Origin of the sequence: Bradyrhizobium liaoningense, from assembly GCF_018130785.1 — a bacterium.
GTDB classification, from domain to species: domain Bacteria; phylum Pseudomonadota; class Alphaproteobacteria; order Rhizobiales; family Xanthobacteraceae; genus Bradyrhizobium; species Bradyrhizobium liaoningense_A.
This window is the reverse complement of sequence record NZ_JAFCJT010000002.1, coordinates 908369-926165: the sequence shown is the minus strand read 5'-3', so window position 1 is coordinate 926165 and position 17797 is coordinate 908369. Positions and strand designations below refer to the sequence as shown.

Sequence of the window (17797 nt, the reverse complement as noted above, 5' to 3'; positions counted from 1 at the left end):
TCAGACGCCTTGGTAAACGAGCCGCACGAAGAACTCCGGCGTGATGACGAACTGGCCCCATTTGGCATCGAAGGCGCCGGTCGGCTTGGCCGAGATCGTTTCTTCGATCGAACGTCCCTGCTGCTTGAGCCGCGCCACGTTGTCGTGGATAGCAACCAGCATGTCGCGGTAGGTCGACAGCTCTTCTCGGTTGCTCACCGGCGCGCCGTGGCCGGGAACGACGATGGTCCGCTTTGTTGCGGCCGCCAGGTTCGCTTCTGTGGCCTTGATCATGCCTCCGATGCTTCCGCCGGTCGAATAGTCGATGAAGGGATAGATGCCATTCCAGTAGGTGTCACCGACATGGAGAATGTCCGCCTCGCTGAAATTGACCGATATGTCGCTGTCGGTGTGCGCCGGTCCGTAATATTTGAGCTGAAGGGTCGATCCGTTCAGCTTCAGGGTCTTGTCCGTGTCGAAAATGTCGGTCGGAACGGCGGCAAGGGCTGAGGGCGTAAAATTGAAATTCCAATCCTCGACCCTCTGTGTGGACATGAGATGCTTGTGGGTGTTTTCGTGCGCCGTGATCTCGGCTCCCTCTGCGTTTAGCCATGCATTGCCGTCCGCATGGTCGAAGTGCCAATGCGTGTTGATCAGATGCGTGATCGGATCGCGGCCGAGACTGTTCGCCGCCTCCAAGATACGCGGCCGTGAGGCCGTTATCCCGGCATCGACGAACACCTTGCCGTCTCGTCCGGTCAGCACCGCGATATTGCCACCGGAGCCCTCGAGGATGCTGACATTGCCGCGAAGCTTGTGGACCTTGATCTTTGTCTTGGCAGCCTCGTCACGGATCAGGTCAACGATGCTGCGTGCCTTGGCGTAGGCTGTCGCGGGGCTGAACCAACCGCCCGTTGCAGCGAAGCCGGCGGCGGCCGCGCAGCACAGGCAGAAGCCGCGACGTGAGAGCATGGACTGATGATTGGCTGACATGGTCATGGCCTTTCCTCCATTTGGCACGGCGCGCTGGCACCGTCGTGGCTATGCTTCGCGAACGGGTAATCCTGGCGGCCCAGGCGGTGAATGCCCCCGCGGATCAGCTTCGTGCCCGGGCGGATCATTTGGATCTGGCGAGCTGAATCGTTCGGCAAAAAAAGCGGCCGTGGATCTCCCATCAGCGCCCTGGCGGCGCTGTTGAGGGAGGCCGCGGCTGGTCATCAACCAGAGAGCGCCGGCTTCATTTCCGGACTTATGAGCGTACGCCCTGGGTCGTGCTGGCTGCAGCCGCCGTGCCGGAGCCGTCGGCGCGCGCCGTGAATCGCCGCGCGATCGGCGTCAGCATGTAGGGCGCAAGATGGATCGGAAACTGCGTCATCGCGAAATAGAGCCAGGTGGTGGGTGGCAGCGCGCCGGCGGTCGCGGCCAGCATCAGGCCCAGATTGCGCTGTGACACCATCAGCCCGAGCGCCAGCGCGCGCTCATAGCCGATGCGGCGGAACAGCAGCGTGGTCACGGCGAGCAGCGTGAAATAGATCGCGAAGGACAGAGCCGCCAGGCCGATCGTGAACAGCGGCTGGGCCACGAGGTCGCTCACGACATCACCCATGATTGCGGCTGCGAAAACCAAGAGGATGATGATGTTGAAGCCGTCGATCGGCTTCTTGTGACGCTGGATCGCGTCAGCGCCGAAGACCCATCGGATCAAGGTTGCGGCGAGCAGCGATGCCGCGAGGATGCCGAGCAGCTTCAGTCCGAGCGCGGGCGGCGAGATGGTGAGCATGTCGCCGAGGAAGAGGCCCGCGAACAGCGAGGCCGTGAACGGCACCAGCGCGGTCGAGGTCACCAGCGTGACCAGCACGAGCGTGGCATCGAGGCCCATCAGCGCTGCAAGCGCCGGAGACGCCATCATCGGCGAGGCCATGCTCTGGAGCATCAGCGCCAGCGCAAGGCCGGGCGAGCGAGCCGTGAGCCCCGTTGCATGGGCGACCAGCCCGACGATCAGCGGCACGCCGATCGTGGTCCAGGCGGTGGCGGTCGCGACCAGCGCCGGCCGGCGCAGATGGCTGTAGAGCGCGGCCAGATCGACCCGCATGAAGGAGATGCAGAGAAGCCCGAAGATCGCCTCGGTGACGTAGGGCCGCAGCAGCATCCCGAGCGGCGGTACCGCGGCCGCGATGAACACGACGGCTGCCACCGCACGGGTGCCCTGGCTGCCGAGCCATGTCAGCGCGCGCAGGGGGAGGACGAAGACGGTCTGGAGAAGGGGGGGCATCCGGGACGGCAGCGTCAGCCTAATCCTTTCAGCCACGCGCCGATCTCGCTGACGGCGACGTTGGCCTGCTGGAGCAATTTGCCCATCGTGAAGAAGCCGTGGAATTGGCCGGGATAGTGCTTGGTGGTGACGGGCACGCCGGCCTGCCTGAGGCGCTCGGCATAGTCGTCGCCTTCGTCGCGCAGCGGATCGGCGCCGGCCGTGAGCACATAGGCCGGCGGCAGCCCGGCGAGGCTTTTCGCGCGCGCCGGCGAGGCACGCCAGTCCTGGATGTCGGCGGCGCCGTTGAGATAGTGATCGCGGAACCAGCGGATCACCGAATGCGTCAGCAGCACGCTGGTCTCGGGCTCGCGGTGGGAACCGTGCGTCATGGCGAAGTCGACGGCCGGGTAGATCAGGACCTGGCCCGCGATCGCCGGGCCATTGCCGTCGCGCGCGGCGAGCGCGACCACGGCCGCGAGATTGCCGCCGGCGCTGTCGCCGCCGATGGAGAGGCGCGAGGCGTCGATGCCGAGCTCGCGCGCATTCGCGGCAATCCATTCGGTCGCGGCAATCGCGTCATCGGCGGCGGCGGGAAATTTGTGCTCGGGCGCGAGGCGGTAGTCGACCGAGATCAAGATCAGTGCACCTGAAACGGCGAGCTGGCGGCAGACGATATCGTGGGAGTCGAGATCGCCGATCACCCAGCCGCCGCCATGGAAGAACACCAGCGCCGGCGACAGGCCGTCCTGAAGGCGCGGCTGCTTCGGGACGTAGATGCGGGCGGGGATTGCGCCGTGCGGTGCCGGGATCGCCAGCGCCGCGACGCGCGCCAGTTCCGGCGGCTCGGGGTTGGTGGCGAAGCGGGCCAGCGCGTAATAGGCGCGGGCTTCCGCTGCCGTCAGCGTCTCGTAGGCGGGGCGGCCGGCCTCCTGAAAGGCCTTGTAGACGGCGGCGGCATCGGGATCGAGCACGACGGGCATGGGAGCGACCTCTGCAGTTTCTGGTTATGATGGGGGCGGCGGCAATCGGGGATGCCCGCTTCGGCCCCGGGGAGAGGCGTCCCGACTATCCCATCCGGGGGCGGGTCTGGCCAGCGGGCGGCGGGCAGGGCAGGGATGCCGCCCTTCCCCCGCCGTATTCGCCGTGTTAACCGGATGGCCTGCGAGCGGCGGTATCCCCTGTAAGATGTCCAGCAAGCCCGATTCGGTGTTGAAGCCGCGCGAGAAGATGGTTCGAACCCTTACCTTTACAAGACTTGCCCTGCCAGGTCTTGCGGCGCTTCTGGCCGCCACCGCTTTGACGGTTGCGACGCCCGCGCAGGCGCAGATCGGCACGATCTTCTCCGACCCGCCGCCGCGGCCGCCGGGCGCGATTCCGCGTGGCCAGCCGCAGCCTCAGATCCCCGATGACGACGAAGAGGTGCCGGAGCTGCCGCCGCAGGGCCGCGTGCTGCCGTCGCGCCCGATGCCGCCGCCGCCGGGACGGCAGGGTAACGTGATGCCGGGGCCGGTCGAATCCCAGCCCCTGGCGCCGCCGCCGGGCTCAACCGTTGCTCCGCCAAACCAGCCGCCGTCCGTGGCGGTCGCTCCGCCCAATCCGCAGGCCGCCCCGCAGCCGGGCGCGCCCGGTCAGCGCCAGCCGCAGCAGAAGGGCGGCCCGGGCGGCACCGTCCCGCAGACCCCGGCGAGCCTCCAGCCCGGCGATGAGGTCGTGACCGAGCCGCCGGCCCAGAAGATCGTGAACAAGAAGGCGACCTTCTCCGGCCTCGACAAGATCACCGGGCGCATCATCAATTTCGACGAGGAGATCGGCGAGACCGTCCAGTTCGGTGCACTGCGGGTCAAGACCGACGCCTGCTATACGCGGCCGGCGACGGAAGCCACCAATACCGACGCGTTCGTCGAGGTCGACGAGATCACCTTGCAGGGCGAGGTGAAGCGCATCTTCTCGGGCTGGATGTATGCGGCGAGCCCCGGCCTGCACGGCGTCGAGCATCCGATCTACGACATCTGGCTCACCGACTGCAAAGAGCCGCAGCAGACCATTGCGACCGCCGCGCCGGATCCTGGTGCGGCAAAGCCGCCGGCTCCGCCGCCCGCGCAGAAGAAGGCAGCGCCACCCAAGCAGGCCGTGCAGCAGCGTCCGCCGCAGCCCTTGCCGCCAATCCAGCAGCAGCAGCCGGCTCCGCCACCTCCGCCGCCACAGCAGCAGCCGGGTCTGTTCGGTATCCCCGGGTTCGGGCGCTAGGCCCAATCACCAATTACTGCCGTGAGGCGATGATATCGAGCGCGCGTGCGCCCGGTAATGCGTCCCCGGCCGACAGCCTCAGGAAATCACCGGGGTCGCCGGCCAGGGCCTTGTCGAGCAGCGCGGTGTAGCGCCGGCGTGAAATCTCGACCGCGCCAAAGCTCTTCAAATGCTCGGTGACATATTGCGTGTCGAGCAGCTCGAAGCCGCCATGGATCAGCCGCGCGACCAGGTGCACCAGCGCGACCTTCGAGGCATCGCGTGCGGTATGAAACATGCTCTCGCCGAAGAAGGCGCGTCCCAGGCTCACGCCGTAGAGCCCGCCGACGAGGTCGTCGCCCTGCCAGGCCTCGACGCTGTGGCAATGGCCGAGCTCGTAGAGGCCGCCATAGAGGTCGCGGATGCGCTTGTTGATCCAGGTGTCCTCGCGCCCTGTCTGCGGCGCGGCGCAGCCGGCGATCGTTGCCTTGAACGCGGTGTTGACGGTGACGCGAAACATATCCGAACGCACGGTGCGCGCGAGCCGCGAGGCCACGCGAAATCCCTCGAGCGGGATGACGCCGCGCAATTCCGGTTCGACCCAGAACAGAGTTGGATCGTCGGCGCTCTCGGCCATCGGAAAGATGCCACAGGCATAGGCACGCAACAGCACGGCCGGCGTGATTTCAGATGAAGCGGAGTCGCGCGAAGTCATGGCGCAACCATAGCAGGATCGTGGATGTGTTGCGATGGGGCGGGGGTCAGCCTGCGGCGGCGTCGCTGGTCGTGTCAGGGGCTGCGGGCGCGCGGCGGAACCTCACCATGACGCGAGTTCCGGCATGGGCGGGGTCGCGCTCGACGGTGGCATCCAGCTTCGTGGCCATCGCCGCGACGATGCGCTGGCCCATGCCGGTGGAGCGCGGATCGGCCTTGACCTTGTCGCCGACGCCGTCGTCGGTGATCGCCAGCAGCAGATCGTCTCCCTTCGAGCTCAGCTCGACATGGATCGGGCCGGCGCCGTCGGGATAGGCGTATTTCACCGCGTTCATCACCAGCTCGTTGACGATGATGCCGACAGCGACGGCGCGGTCCGGATCGATCTCGATCGGCTCGGCCTTCACCGTCAGGCGCGACATCCGGTTACCTTCGGCCGAGCGGCGGAGATCCTCGAGCAGGGAGTCCAGATACTGGTTCAGCACCACGCTCTTCAGGTCCTGCGAGGTGTAGAGGCGGCGGTGCACCTGCGCGACGGCGGCAACGCGGCCCATCGCATTGGTCAGCGCGGCCTTGACCTCTTCCTGGCCGGCGGAGCTCGCCTGGAGATGCAGCAGCGAAGCGATGATCTGGAGCGAGTTGCCGACGCGGTGATTGACCTCACGCAGCAGCAGCTCACGTTCGGCGGCGAGCGCGGCGTAGCGGTCGCGCGAAGCATGGACCTCGGCTTCGGCTTCCTCGCGCGCCTTCTGCAATTCGGCCTGGCGCAGCGCGCCGTCGGCGGCGACGTGGAGCAGGGGGATGAAGTCGCCCCTGACGTCCTTGACGAGATAGTCGGCCGCGCCCGCCTTCAGCGCGGTGACCGCGATGCTGGAATCCTGCGACGCCGTGACGAACACCACGGGCGGCGCATCAGGGATCGCCATGATCTGCTCGAGCGTCTCCAGCCCGTCGAGGCCGGGCATGTACTGGTCGAGCGCCACGACGTCGATGCAGCCGTCCGTCTCCGCGCGGCGGATACGCTCCAGGCCTTCCTCGCCGCTTGCGGCATGAATGACCTTGTAGCCGCGCCGCGTCAGGCCGCGATCGACCAGGCGGGCCAGCGCCGCGTCGTCGTCGATGTAAAGCAGTGTTGGCGTGTGCTGGTTCATGAGGCGGCGGGCGGGACCTGGATGACCGAGAAGAACAGGCCGAGCTGCCGGATGGCATTGGCGAAATTCTCGTAGTTCACGGGCTTGGTGATGTAGACGTTGCAGCCAAGCTCGTAGCAGCGTTTGATTTCCTGGGAGTCGTCGGTGGTGGTCAGCACCACCACGGGCGAGGCCTTCAGATATTTGTTCTCCTTGATCTGCTTCAGGATGTCGATCCCGGTCATATCGGGGAGGTTGAGATCGAGCAGGATCAGGAGCGCATTGCCCTTCTGCACGAGCCCGCTGCCGTCGGCGCCGAACAGGTGCATCATCGCGTCGGTGCCGTTGGTGAATGAGACGATCTCGTTGTTGACGCCGGATCGGCGGATGTTGCGCTCGATCAGCCGGGCGTGGCCCTCGTCGTCCTCGATCATGATGATGGTGACGGGTTGAGTCATTGGTCGGCGTTCCGGTTGCTTGCGTTCCAGGTGATGGGCAGCGTGATGGTGAAGGTGCTACCCGTGTTCAGTTCCGATGATACCGACATGGTGCCGCCGAGGCGGCGCACAAGTGCACGCACGTGCGCAAGACCGATGCCCTGACCGGGCTTGTCCTGGGTTCCCGCCCGGCGAAACAGGTCGAATATCCGCTGGTGATCTTTCGGATCGATCCCGCGGCCGTTATCGCTGATCTCGAAGATAGCGTAGCCGAGCTTGGTGCGCCCGCGGATTCTGATCTCGCCGGGGGCGCCGGACTTGAGATACTTGATGGCGTTGTCGATCAGATTGGAGAAGATCTGCTCCAGCGCGAGGCGGTCGCTGACGAGATCTGGCAGGGGCGCGACATGAATCTCGGCCTGCGCTTCGGCGGCCTGATGCGCCAGCGTCGACACGATGGCTTCGATCAACTCGCGGGTGTCGATCTTCTCGGGCACGAATTCGCGCCGGCCCTCGCGGGTGAGGTTGAGGATCGCCGAGATCAGGCGGTCCATCTTGCCGATCGACGACTTGATGAAGCCGAGCGCTTCGGAAAAATCCGCTGAAAGCTGCTTGTCGGGACCTTCGAGCACAATCTCACCGGCCGCCGGCGGCGGTCCGTCGGCCGGGACATGGGTGAGGCCGCCGATCCGGCGGAAAATGTCGCCGCCAAGCTCTTCGAGTTCGCTGGTGAAGCCCATGATGTTGACGAGTGGCGAGCGGAGATCGTGGCTGACGATATAGGCAAAGCGCTGAATCTCGTTGTTGGCTTCGCGCAGGTCTGCCGTGCGCTCGTCGACGACGGTCTCGAGGTTGGCGTAGGCGTCGCGCAGGCGCGCCTCGGCCTCGTCGCGGGCCCGCGCTGAACGCTGCACCAGCCAGATCGAGATCAGGGCCAGCAGCACCACGAGGCCGGAACCGATGCCGGTCAGCGAGGCCGCCAGCGTCTGGCTGCGGTCGGAATTGACCGATCGGAGCCGGAACAGGCGTTCCTCCTCCTGGATCATGGAGGACGCGACCTTGCTGATCTCGGCCGTGGTGCCGGTGGAGGCGGCCTCGCGGACCAGCGCCGCGGCCTCGTCCGGCCGATTCTGGCCGATGAAATCCAGCTCCTGCGCGAACTGACCCAGCCGGATTTCGATGGCGGCGCTCAGCTGGTCGATGCTTTTGCGTTGCGCCGGATTATCGCCGGTCAGGCGTGTGAGCTTGTCGAGGGCAGGGATGATCGCTGCCACGGCTTTCTCATGGTCGGCCTTGAAACCTTCCCCTTGCGTCAGGAGATAGCCGCGGGCGGCGCTCTCGGCACGCCGGATTTCCAGCAGCAGGGCGTTGATCTGGTTCTCCGCCTCAATGGTGTGGAGCACCCATTTGCTATCGTCTCTGGCCTTGTTGACCAGATAGACGGAGCCGGCGCTGATCACGGTCAACACCAAGAGGCCCGCCGCGAACAGCAGGATCTGCCAGATGGAGCGCCGTCGCAGCGCTTCAGCCGTCACGACGGTCTCGCTTCGTTACGTCTACGGAACTCAAAACGCCCCCTCGGGACTGTCCCCGCCGTCGAGAACGCGATGCGGGCCAAAGGGTTCCATGGGAAGAGAGGATTATCCCGCGGCGGGTTCCTTGCCGGCAAGGTACTGTTCCAGCCAGTGGATGTGATAGTCGCCGTCGATGATCGAAGGCTGGCGCACCAGGTCGCGGAATAGCGGCAGCGTCGTCTCGATGCCCTCGACCACCATCTCGTCCAGCGCCCGGCGCAGCCGCATCAGGCATTCGCTGCGGGTCTTGCCATGCACGATCAGCTTGCCGACCAGGGAGTCGTAATAAGGCGGGATGGTGTAGCCCTGATAGACCGCGGAATCGATGCGGACACCGAGGCCGCCCGGCGGGTGATACTGTGTGATGCGGCCGGGCGAGGGCCGGAATGTCTGCGGATTCTCGGCGTTGATGCGGCACTCGATGGCGTGGCCGATGATCTGCACCTCGCTCTGCTTGGCCGGCAATTCGCCGCCGGCGGCGATGCGGATCTGCTCCAGCACGAGGTCGATGTCGGTGATGCTCTCGGTGACGGGATGCTCGACCTGGATGCGCGTGTTCATCTCGATGAAGTAGAACTCGCCATCCTCGAACAGGAACTCGATGGTGCCGACGCCGAGATATTTCATCTCGCGCATCGCCTTCGCGCAGGTCTCGCCGATCTTGGCGCGCGCGGCCGCGGCCAGCACCGGCGAAGGGCCTTCTTCCCAGACCTTCTGGTGACGGCGTTGCAGCGAGCAGTCGCGCTCGCCGAGATGGATCGCGCCGCCGCGGCCGTCACCGAGGATCTGGATCTCGATATGACGAGGCTTCTGGAGGTATTTTTCGAGGTAGACGGACGCGTCACCGAAGGCGGATTTGGCCTCGTTGGCCGCCGTCGACAGCGCCAGCTGGAGGTCGGCCTCGCTGTGCGCGACCTTCATGCCGCGGCCACCGCCGCCGGCTGCGGCCTTCACCAGCACCGGGAAGCCGATCTTCTTGGCGATCGCCATCGCGTCGTCCTCGGGGCCGACCGCGCCGTCCGATCCGGGCACCACGGGAATGCCGAGCTTCTTGGCGGTCTTCTTGGCCTCGATCTTGTCGCCCATCAGGCGGATGTGCTCGGCCTTGGGGCCGATGAAATGCAGGTTGTGCTCGGAGAGGATTTCGGCGAAGCGCGCGTTCTCCGACAGGAACCCGTAGCCGGGATGCACGGCATCCGCGCCGGTGATCTCGCAGGCCGCGAGCAGCGCGGGCACGTTGAGATAGCTGTCCTTGGACGGCGGCGGTCCGATGCAGACGCTCTCGTCCGACAGGCGCACATGCATGGCGTCGGCGTCGGCGGTGGAGTGCACGGCGACGGTCGCGATCCCGAGCTCCTTGCAGGCACGCAGGATGCGAAGGGCGATCTCGCCGCGATTGGCTATGAGGATCTTGTCGAACATGGTGCCTCAGCGGGCGAAGAGGGGAGTAGCGAATAACGAGTGGCGAATAGCGAGCAGGGGAACGGTCATGCCAATCGCCACTCGCTACTCCCCATTCGCCTTACTCAATGATCACCAGCGGTTCGCCGTATTCGACCGGCTGGCCGTCTTCGACCAGGATCTGCGTCACCGTTCCGGCGCGCGGCGAGGGGATCTGGTTCATGGTCTTCATCGCTTCGATGATCAGCAGTGTCTGGCCGACCGAGACCTTGCTGCCGACCTCGATGAACGGCTTGGCGCCGGGCTCCGGCGCCCAATAGGCGGTGCCGACCATCGGCGACGTCACCGCGCCCGGATGCTTCGACAAGTCCGCCGCGGCAGCGGCGGGCGCGGCGGCAACTGCGGCCGCCGGCAGGACGGCGGGGGCGGCCATCTGCATCGGCATGGTTGCGGCGACGCTGATGTTGCGGGCGACGCGCAGGCGAAGGCCGGCCCGTTCGATCTCGATCTCGGTGAGGCTGGTCTCGTCGAGCAACAGGGCGAGCTCGCGGACGAGCGCGGAATCCTCGCTGGAAAACTTTGCGGCTGCTTTGTCGTCTGGCTGGCGCGCCATGTGTCTTTGATCCGAATGTTCTGTGTGAAGAGGGAGCGTCAGGCTTTGGGCTTGATGTCGAGCTTGGCGGCAAGGCCCTGGATGGCGAGGCGGTAGCCCTCGATGCCGAAACCGCAGAGCGAGGCGAAGGCCGCGCGCGCGGTGTAGGAGTGGTGACGGAAACTCTCGCGGGCGTGGATGTTGGTCACGTGCACTTCCACCGTCGGGATCTGCACCGCGAGCAGCGCGTCGTGCAGCGCGATCGAGGTGTGCGAATAGCCGCCGGCATTGATGATGATGCCCTTCATCTTGCGGGCGTGCGCCTCGTGGATGAAGTCGATCAGCTCGCCTTCGCGATTGGACTGCCGGCAGTCGGCCTTGAGGCCGTACGTCGCCGCCGTCTCCCGGCACAGTGCTTCGACGTCGGCCAGCGTCGCATGGCCATACTTCTCGGGCTCGCGCGTCCCCAACATGTTGAGGTTTGGCCCGTTGAGAACGAGGATCGTGTCGGTTGCTGCTTCGGCCATTCCAATCCTGCAAGAGGTGCTTCGGCGTGGCGGGGGTTATAGGTAACAAAGCGCGTGAGGGGAAGCCTTGAAGGACCTCCCAGGGGGCTTCAAGCGGCTCATCCGGGGTGCAAAAACCTGTGCGGAAGTGACGGAAATTGCTTGTTAACCAGTTCTAATCGTGGCTGTCGGGCCGGACCGGCGGGCCAGGCCGCCCAATATGCCAAAAGCCCCTGCCGATCTCTCGGCAAGGGCTCATTTGGGCTTCAGCGAGGCGGCTTAGCCTTCGATGATGTACACGATCTCTCGCGTCTGCGGCCGGACGATCACGTACTGGCCATGGACGAGGATCACTTCATAGCCACGCCACTCCGGGTAGATTTCCACGATCCGGGGCGGCAGCGGATGGAAGCGGACGGACGCCGGGACCGCCGTGCCGACCGCGATGTTGAAGTTGACGTTCGTGGTCTCCTCGATCTTGGTCGACTTGATCGCCGTCGAGATCTGGCTGCGTTTCTCGGCCGGCGGTGCCGCAGCGGTCGCGGAGGCGGTGCCGGTCGTGGTCTGCGACTTGGTGTCGGCGGCCTTGCTGTCCGCGCCCTTGGTCTGGGCGTTCATGTTGCCGCTCTTGGTGTCAGTCTCCGTGCTCTTGGACTTGTCCATCTGGGACTTGTCCATCGTGCTCTTCGACTTGTCCTGCGCGGACTTGTCTTGCGCGGATTTGTCCTGTGCTGATTTGTCCTGCATGCCCTGGGCGTGCTCACCCTTGGCCGCGCCGGCCTTCTCGTCAGCCGCGTTCTTGTTCATCCCGCCGGACTTTTCCATGCCGCCGGATTTTTCCGTAGCGCCAGATTTCTCCATCGCGCCGCCGGCCTGGCCGACGGTGCCCTTCTCGGGAGCGGCTTCCTTGCCCATCGCGCCACCGCGTTCGGCGGCGCCGCCGGACGGCTGCGAATGCTGCGTCGGCTGCGCGCCGGCGCCGCCACCGCTGTCGCGGTTCATGGTGCCCTGTGCGTTCGCCAGACCGGTGCCGGCGACGAGCGCAAGCGCGGCAACCGAGATCATAAAGCGGTTAGACATTGAATTCTCCTCACGTGTTTCTTTGCGTCATTGCCCGCGCCACCAACGAAAGGAGATTTGAGTTGTTCCGGAACATCGGGGGTTCCGGGGTATTTGTTTCTTGAACGCGAGATGAATGCGCGCGCCGGATTCGCGCCAAGTTCTGGTCAACGAAAAAGGCCGGCTTTTCAGCCGGCCTCAAAGCATGCGTAAGTTGTGAAACGCGAGATCAGCAGGTCGCCTTGCCGCAGCGGGCAACGCCGATCTTTTCCTTGAGGCTTTCGAGGCCGACGGCGCCGACCACAATCTGCTTGCCGATCACATAGCTCGGCGTGCCGTTCATCCCCATCGCTTCGGCGAGCTTGAAATTCTCCTCGATGGTGGCGCGCACCTCGGCGCTGCCGATGTCCTTCTCGATCTTCGCGGTGTCGAGGCCGGCTTCCTTGGCCGCCTGAAGCGCGCGCGCCTTGTCGGCGGCGCCACGGCCACCGAGCAGCTTCTGGTGGAAGTCGAGATACTTCTTGCCGGTGGGATCCTGCATGCGCACGGCGACCGCGACCTGCGCCGCTTCGACCGAGCCCTGGCTCAACACCGGAAACTCCTTCAGCACGACCTTCAACTTCGGATCGGCCTTCATGAGGTCGAGCATGTCGCCCATCGCGCGCTTGCAGTAGCCGCAATTGTAATCGAAGAACTCGACGAAGGTGACGTCGCCGTCCTTGTTGCCGAGCACGACCTGGCGCGGCGAGTTGAAGATCGCATCGGAGTTCTGCGCGATGCTGGCCTCGTGCTTCTGCGTTTCAGCCGCGGCCTGGCGCTTGGTGAGCTCGGTCATCGCTTCCTCGAGCACCTCGGGGTGGGTGACGAGATAGTTCTTGATGATCGCCTCGATGTCGGTGCGCTGGGCATCGGAGAAGCTGTCGGCCGACGCGGGCGCGGCTGCGCCGAACATGGCGAGCGCAAACAGCACGGGAGCAAGCAGGCGCAGCGAAAGCATAGGCAAATCCTCTTATCGAAAGCTGGTTTCGGAAAACGTCCCGGCGGACTTAAGCTCGGTGTCGTGACGTCGTGGTGTCAGGCGTCGTCTTGGTCGCGTTAGTTGCGCGGCGGCTTGGCCGCCACGATGTCGTCGGCCTTGACCCATCCGGGCGTGCCGACGGCGAAACGGGTTTTCGCGCGCGTCGCAAGCTCGCGGGCGGTCTTGTTGTCGCCGCGCAGGTAAGCGGCCTGGGCCGATGCGAGATCCGCCTCGGCGTAGTCGCCCTTGCGGCCATAGGCCATCGCGAGCTGCATATAGCCGAGCGCAGCCTCCGGTTCCCGTGCCACCGCGGCCCGGAGAATCCGAACGGCATCATCGGTGTAGGCCTTATTATCCGATCCAACCAGAGCCTGCCCAAGTAACATCTCGATGAGGGGCGCGCTGTTCGAGAGCTGCACCGCCTTGCGCAGGGCAGGAATCGCCTCGGCCGGCTTGCCGCCCTCCAACAGGGCCTGGCCGCGCACCTCGTAAAAATACGGGTTGTTCGGCTGGACCTGGATCAGCGCGTCGATCTGGGCCAGCGCGCTGCGCAAATCGCCGTGCAGATAGGTGCTGATGGCGCGTGCATAGCGCGCCGGCATGCTGTCGTTGGTCTGGGGATAGCGGCGGTACACCGTCTCCGGCCGCTCCATGAATGCGGAAATCTTGGCGCGCACCATGTCGTGGCGGAGCTGGAGCGCCGGATCGTCCTTCTTGTCCCAATAGGGGCTGGAACTGGCGAATTCCTGAAGCGATGCGACGCGCTCGGCGGGCATCGGGTGCGACTGGAGATAGGGATCGGCGCCGCGGGACGCGAACAGGCTCTCGCTGGTGAAGCGCTTGAAGGTCTCGTACATGCCCTTCGGCGACTGCTGGGTCGCGGTCAGGAATTTCACGCCGGCGCGGTCGGCGTTCTCCTCCTGCTGGCGCTGATAGGACAGCAGCGTGCGGCGGATCATCTCCTGCGGTCCGGCGATAGCGGCAGCACCGGCATTGGCGAGCCCGTTGTTACCGGCGCTGTTGCTGCCGCGGGTGCTGCCTACGGCAATCGCGCCGGCCCCGAGCAGCATGGCGATGATCATCTGGGTCTGGGCGTTGGCGAGCTGTTCGCGCAGCTTGGACAGATGGCCGCCGGCCAGATGTCCGGTCTCGTGCGCGAGCACGCCGATGATCTGGTTCGGCGTCTCCGACTGCATGATCGCGCCGTAATTGACGAAGATGCGGCGGCCGTCCGCGACGAACGCGTTGAACGAGCCGTCGTTGATGATCACCATCTGGATGTTCTGCTTTTCCAGGCCGGCGGCGCGCAGGATCGGGCGCGTGTATTCGCGCAGCAACTGCTCGGTCTCGGTGTCGCGCAGGATCGGCGGCCCCTTGGCCTGCGCATGTGCGGCCGGCATCGGCAACAGCGCGATCGCCGCGGCAGTGACGAGGGCGGTGAGGGCGGAGGCCTTCTTGCGCAATGCGATCTGGAGCAACATCAGGCGGTCTGGGTCAAACGGTCTTGATCAAGCAGTTTCGTGATTGGTTTTTGGCGATTGGCGGCGGACCGGATACGCGATATGCCCTTATGAGCCGTACAATGCGGCCAGTCTGGGGCGCAAGCGCCCCGTTTCCGGGACCGAACCGACCGGTTCGCCAGCGAAATAGCAGAATTCGATGCACGATGCGACATTGAGGAACCGGGTGGGGCAGTGGCTCGAGCCCTCCCGCCGCAGCGATGTTCCCCCGTTCATGGTGATGGACGTGATGGCCGCCGCGGCCCGAATCGAGGCGGCAGGCGGCCATGTCATCCACATGGAGGTCGGCCAGCCGGCAACCGGGGCCCCGAAGACCGCAATCGCTGCCGCCCATGCGGCGCTCGAGGCGGGACGGATTGACTATACCTCCGCGCTCGGCATCCCCTCCTTGCGCGAGCGCATCGCGCGGCATTACCGCGACGCCTATGGCTGCGACGTCAGCCCCGAGCGGATCGTGGTGACGACAGGCTCCTCCGGCGGCTTCATCCTGGCGTTCCTGTCGATGTTCGAGCCCGGCGACCGCGTCGCCGTGACGGTGCCGGGCTATCCACCGTACCGTCACATCCTCACCGCGCTCGGCTGCGAGCCGGTGCTGATCGAGACCAGCAATGACACGCGCCATGCGCTGACCGGCGAGGCGTTGCTCGCCGTCCATCGCAAGACGCCGCTCAAGGGCGTGCTGGTCGGCAGCCCCGCCAATCCGACGGGGACGATGATGTCCCGCGAGGCGCTCGCTGGTCTCATCACGGCTGCGGAGGACGCGGGCATCCGCTTCATCTCGGATGAGATCTATCACGGGCTCGATTATGCGTTTCCGGCGGTGACGGCGGCTGCGCTGTCGGACCACGCACTCGTGATCAACTCGTTCTCGAAATATTTTTGCATGACGGGCTGGCGCGTCGGCTGGATGGTCGTGCCTGAGATCCTGGTGCGGCCGATCGAACGGCTGCAGCAGAACCTGTCGATCTCGGTGCCGTCGCTGTCGCAGATTGCGGCAGAAGCGGCCTTCGACGGCACGGCCGAGATGGAAGAGATCAAGCACGGCTATCAGGAAAACCGGCGCATCCTGATCGAGGGATTGCCCAAGGCAGGCCTCAGCAAGTTCCTGCCGGCCGATGGCGCATTCTATCTCTATGCCGATGTCTCGGACTTCACCTCGGACAGTTTCGAGTTCGCCAAGCAGATGCTGGAGCAGGCGCACGTTGCGGCCACGCCGGGTCTCGATTTCGATCCCATCCATGGTCGTTCATTCATACGGCTTTCCTATGCACGTTCCGCTGATGAAATGCGGGAGGCAGTTGACCGGATCGCTCACTGGCTTAAATAGCCGCCAGTTTTGGACAGCCTTCTGGAGTGCCCCTTGTCTGACCGTTCCGTCCCGACCGCCGCCACGCATTCTCCTCTCGCCGCATTGATGTGGCCGACCTGCCCGGGCGAAGCCGTTGGCGCACTGCGCGCCGTCGTGCTGATCGCGCTCGGCACGGCTTTGATGGCGCTATCAGCCAAGGTGAATCTGCCGCTGCCTTACGTGCCCATGACCCTGCAAACGCTGGTCGTGCTGATGATCGGCGCCGCCTATGGCTGGCGCCTTGGCAGCGCAACCATGATCGCCTACCTCGCTGAAGGCGCGATGGGCCTGCCGGTGTTCGCCGGTCCGGTCGGTGGAATTGCACCGCTGGTCGGCCCGACTGCCGGCTACCTGTATGGCTTCGTGCTAGCTGCCTTTATCACCGGCTGGCTGGCCGAGCGCGGCTGGGATCGCAACGTCGCGCTGCTGTTTGTAGCAATGGCGGTCGCCCATGTCGTCATTTTCATCGCCGGCTTCGGCTGGCTGGCCTACGGCGTCGGCCTTGGCGCAACCAAGGCCTGGATGGTCGGCGTCGTGCCGTTCATCGCGGCATCGGTGGTCAAGAACGCGCTGGGCGCCGCGCTGATGCCGGCGGTCCGCCGGATCGTCGATCGCCGCGGGTAAAGCGCAATAACCAGCAGTTCCAATTGACGAGCCGGCCAAGTTGATCTTGGCTGGCTCTGCGTTTGAGGGGGAGTGAAACGATGACGACGACAACGATGGCGGGGACGCCGGTCGCGCCGACTGCCGCCAAGCCGTGGTACAAGGTTCTCTATGTTCAGGTGCTGATCGCCATCGTGCTTGGCGCCCTTGTCGGCTGGCTCTGGCCGACAGTCGCCACCAACGAATGGATCAAGGCGCTCGGCGACGGCTTCATCAAGCTGATCAAGATGGTGATCGCGCCGATCATCTTCTGCACCGTGGTCTCCGGCATCGCGCATATCCAGGACGCCAAGAAGGTCGGCCGCATCGGCGTCAAGGCGCTGGTCTATTTCGAGGTCGTCTCGACCTTCGCGCTGGTGATCGGACTCATCATCGGCAACCTGGTGAAGCCGGGTGCGGGCTTCGGCAGCGCCGCTGCCAACGCGCAGGCCGTCGCCAACTATGCCAAGCAGGCCGAAGGCCAGAGGTCGGTCGACTTCGTGCTGCACATCATTCCGGACACCGTCGTCGGCGCGTTCGCGCAAGGCGAGATCCTGCAGGTGCTGCTGTTCTCGGTGCTGTTCGGCTTCGCCCTCATGGGGCTCGGTGAGCGCGGCCACACCATCCGCAGCTTCATCGATGACGCCGCGCATGCGGTGTTCGGAGTCATCTCCATCGTGATGCGCGCGGCGCCGATCGGCGCCTTCGGCGCGATGGCCTACACCATCGGCAAGTTCGGCACCGGGGCGATCCTTAACCTCGTCGGCCTGATCGCGACGTTCTACGTGACCGCGGCGCTGTTCGTGTTCGTCGTGCTCGGAATCATCGCGCGCTTCGCCGGCTTCTCCATCTTCAAGTTCCTCGCCTACATCAAGGACGAGCTGCTGATCGTGCTCGGCACCTCGTCCTCGGAAAGCGCGCTGCCCTCCTTGATGGAAAAGCTCGAGCGCCTCGGCTGCTCGAAGTCGGTGGTCGGCCTCGTGGTGCCCACGGGCTATTCCTTCAATCTCGACGGCACCAACATCTACATGACGCTGGCGACCCTGTTCATCGCACAGGCGCTCGGCTTCGATCTCACCTTCGGCCAGCAGCTCACCATCCTGGTGGTGGCGATGCTGACCTCGAAGGGCGCCTCCGGCATCACGGGCGCAGGCTTCATCACGCTGGCGGCGACGCTGGCCGTGGTCGATCCGCGCCTCGTGCCGGGCATGGCGATCGTGCTCGGTATCGACAAGTTCATGAGCGAGTGCCGCGCGCTGACCAACCTCTGTGGCAACGGCGTGGCCTGCGTGATCGTCGCCTGGTGGGAAGGTGAGCTCGACCGCGACAAGCTCAACGCCAACCTCGCCAGGCAGATCGATCCGACGGACATGGAAACCGCCGTCACGACGGACTGA

At 65.3% G+C, this 17797-nt stretch carries 17 protein-coding genes; 4 read left to right on the top strand and 13 right to left on the bottom strand.

Annotated elements, in window-relative coordinates; all coding sequences use genetic code 11:
• The 3 genes from JQ627_RS10025 to JQ627_RS10015 form a co-directional block, all read right to left on the bottom strand.
• Nucleotides 1-972 carry an MBL fold metallo-hydrolase gene (locus JQ627_RS10025; RefSeq protein ID WP_212484108.1) on the bottom strand — a complete coding sequence of 324 codons (972 nt, stop codon included), beginning with the start codon at nt 970-972 and terminating at the stop codon, nt 1-3.
• Nucleotides 973-1228: 256 nt separating this feature from the next.
• Nucleotides 1229-2251, bottom strand: a complete 1023-nt coding sequence (locus JQ627_RS10020; RefSeq protein WP_212484107.1) for a Na+-dependent transporter — start codon at nt 2249-2251, stop codon at nt 1229-1231.
• A 14-nt stretch (nt 2252-2265) separates the two neighbouring features.
• A complete protein-coding gene (locus JQ627_RS10015) occupies nt 2266-3213 on the bottom strand; it encodes an alpha/beta hydrolase (protein WP_212484005.1) in 948 nt (315 codons plus the stop codon).
• A 205-nt stretch (nt 3214-3418) separates the two neighbouring features.
• On the opposite strand from JQ627_RS10015, the gene JQ627_RS10010 reads away from it, so the two are divergent.
• The gene (locus JQ627_RS10010; protein ID WP_212484004.1) at nt 3419-4480 is read left to right on the top strand and encodes a DUF2155 domain-containing protein; all 1062 of its coding nucleotides are present in this window, start codon (nt 3419-3421) and stop codon (nt 4478-4480) included.
• A 13-nt stretch (nt 4481-4493) separates the two neighbouring features.
• Here JQ627_RS10010 and aat read toward each other — a convergent pair whose 3' ends face one another.
• From aat to JQ627_RS09960, 10 genes are all read right to left on the bottom strand, one after another.
• Nucleotides 4494-5174 (bottom strand): leucyl/phenylalanyl-tRNA--protein transferase, encoded by a 681-nt coding sequence (aat, locus tag JQ627_RS10005; RefSeq protein WP_212484003.1) that lies wholly within the window; start codon nt 5172-5174, stop codon nt 4494-4496.
• 46 nt (nt 5175-5220) lie between these two features.
• Entirely contained in the window at nt 5221-6324 is a 1104-nt protein-coding gene (locus tag JQ627_RS10000) for a sensor histidine kinase (protein ID WP_212484002.1), read from the bottom strand.
• Entirely contained in the window at nt 6321-6761 is a 441-nt protein-coding gene (locus JQ627_RS09995; RefSeq protein ID WP_212484001.1) for a response regulator, read from the bottom strand. Before JQ627_RS09995 ends, JQ627_RS10000 begins: the two co-directional genes overlap by 4 nt.
• Nucleotides 6758-8275, bottom strand: a complete 1518-nt coding sequence (locus JQ627_RS09990; RefSeq protein WP_212484000.1) for a CHASE3 domain-containing protein — start codon at nt 8273-8275, stop codon at nt 6758-6760. Before JQ627_RS09990 ends, JQ627_RS09995 begins: the two co-directional genes overlap by 4 nt.
• A 105-nt stretch (nt 8276-8380) precedes the next feature.
• Entirely contained in the window at nt 8381-9736 is a 1356-nt protein-coding gene (accC, locus tag JQ627_RS09985) for an acetyl-CoA carboxylase biotin carboxylase subunit (protein WP_212483999.1), read from the bottom strand.
• Nucleotides 9737-9836: 100 nt separating this feature from the next.
• The gene (gene accB / locus JQ627_RS09980; RefSeq protein ID WP_212483998.1) at nt 9837-10328 is read right to left on the bottom strand and encodes an acetyl-CoA carboxylase biotin carboxyl carrier protein; all 492 of its coding nucleotides are present in this window, start codon (nt 10326-10328) and stop codon (nt 9837-9839) included.
• A 38-nt stretch (nt 10329-10366) separates the two neighbouring features.
• Nucleotides 10367-10834, bottom strand: a complete 468-nt coding sequence (gene aroQ, locus JQ627_RS09975) for a type II 3-dehydroquinate dehydratase (RefSeq protein ID WP_212483997.1) — start codon at nt 10832-10834, stop codon at nt 10367-10369.
• Between the two features lie 258 nt (nt 10835-11092).
• Nucleotides 11093-11893 (bottom strand): DUF1236 domain-containing protein, encoded by an 801-nt coding sequence (locus JQ627_RS09970; protein WP_212483996.1) that lies wholly within the window; start codon nt 11891-11893, stop codon nt 11093-11095.
• Nucleotides 11894-12101: 208 nt separating this feature from the next.
• Nucleotides 12102-12869 carry a DsbA family protein gene (locus tag JQ627_RS09965; RefSeq protein WP_212483995.1) on the bottom strand — a complete coding sequence of 256 codons (768 nt, stop codon included), beginning with the start codon at nt 12867-12869 and terminating at the stop codon, nt 12102-12104.
• Nucleotides 12870-12967: 98 nt separating this feature from the next.
• Complete coding sequence (locus JQ627_RS09960; protein ID WP_212483994.1) at nt 12968-14371, bottom strand: M48 family metalloprotease; 1404 nt, start codon at nt 14369-14371, stop codon at nt 12968-12970.
• A gap of 178 nt (nt 14372-14549) precedes the next feature.
• On the opposite strand from JQ627_RS09960, the gene JQ627_RS09955 reads away from it, so the two are divergent.
• The 3 genes from JQ627_RS09955 (at nt 14550) to JQ627_RS09945 (ending at nt 17797) form a co-directional block, all read left to right on the top strand.
• Nucleotides 14550-15737 carry a pyridoxal phosphate-dependent aminotransferase gene (locus JQ627_RS09955; protein WP_212483993.1) on the top strand — a complete coding sequence of 396 codons (1188 nt, stop codon included), beginning with the start codon at nt 14550-14552 and terminating at the stop codon, nt 15735-15737.
• A gap of 87 nt (nt 15738-15824) precedes the next feature.
• Complete coding sequence (locus JQ627_RS09950) at nt 15825-16382, top strand: biotin transporter BioY (RefSeq protein WP_212484106.1); 558 nt, start codon at nt 15825-15827, stop codon at nt 16380-16382.
• A gap of 80 nt (nt 16383-16462) precedes the next feature.
• Nucleotides 16463-17797 carry a dicarboxylate/amino acid:cation symporter gene (locus JQ627_RS09945; protein WP_212483992.1) on the top strand — a complete coding sequence of 445 codons (1335 nt, stop codon included), beginning with the start codon at nt 16463-16465 and terminating at the stop codon, nt 17795-17797.

Bases quoted from the DNA above. Each gene is read 5' to 3' on its own strand.
- JQ627_RS09970 (WP_212483996.1), bottom strand. From the start codon at position 11,893: ATGTCTAACCGCTTTATGATCTCGGTTGCCGCGCTTGCGCTCGTCGCC.
- aat (WP_212484003.1), bottom strand. From the start codon at position 5,174: ATGACTTCGCGCGACTCCGCTTCATCTGAAATCACGCCGGCCGTGCTG.
- JQ627_RS10000 (WP_212484002.1), bottom strand. From the start codon at position 6,324: ATGAACCAGCACACGCCAACACTGCTTTACATCGACGACGACGCGGCG.
- JQ627_RS09965 (WP_212483995.1), bottom strand. From the start codon at position 12,869: ATGCTTTCGCTGCGCCTGCTTGCTCCCGTGCTGTTTGCGCTCGCCATG.
- JQ627_RS10020 (WP_212484107.1), bottom strand. From the start codon at position 2,251: ATGCCCCCCCTTCTCCAGACCGTCTTCGTCCTCCCCCTGCGCGCGCTG.
- JQ627_RS09960 (WP_212483994.1), bottom strand. From the start codon at position 14,371: ATGTTGCTCCAGATCGCATTGCGCAAGAAGGCCTCCGCCCTCACCGCC.
- accC (WP_212483999.1), bottom strand. From the start codon at position 9,736: ATGTTCGACAAGATCCTCATAGCCAATCGCGGCGAGATCGCCCTTCGC.
- JQ627_RS09945 (WP_212483992.1), top strand. From the start codon at position 16,463: ATGACGACGACAACGATGGCGGGGACGCCGGTCGCGCCGACTGCCGCC.
- accB (WP_212483998.1), bottom strand. From the start codon at position 10,328: ATGGCGCGCCAGCCAGACGACAAAGCAGCCGCAAAGTTTTCCAGCGAG.
- JQ627_RS09955 (WP_212483993.1), top strand. From the start codon at position 14,550: ATGCACGATGCGACATTGAGGAACCGGGTGGGGCAGTGGCTCGAGCCC.
- JQ627_RS10025 (WP_212484108.1), bottom strand. From the start codon at position 972: ATGTCAGCCAATCATCAGTCCATGCTCTCACGTCGCGGCTTCTGCCTG.
- JQ627_RS09950 (WP_212484106.1), top strand. From the start codon at position 15,825: ATGTGGCCGACCTGCCCGGGCGAAGCCGTTGGCGCACTGCGCGCCGTC.
- JQ627_RS10010 (WP_212484004.1), top strand. From the start codon at position 3,419: ATGTCCAGCAAGCCCGATTCGGTGTTGAAGCCGCGCGAGAAGATGGTT.
- JQ627_RS10015 (WP_212484005.1), bottom strand. From the start codon at position 3,213: ATGCCCGTCGTGCTCGATCCCGATGCCGCCGCCGTCTACAAGGCCTTT.
- JQ627_RS09995 (WP_212484001.1), bottom strand. From the start codon at position 6,761: ATGACTCAACCCGTCACCATCATCATGATCGAGGACGACGAGGGCCAC.
- aroQ (WP_212483997.1), bottom strand. From the start codon at position 10,834: ATGGCCGAAGCAGCAACCGACACGATCCTCGTTCTCAACGGGCCAAAC.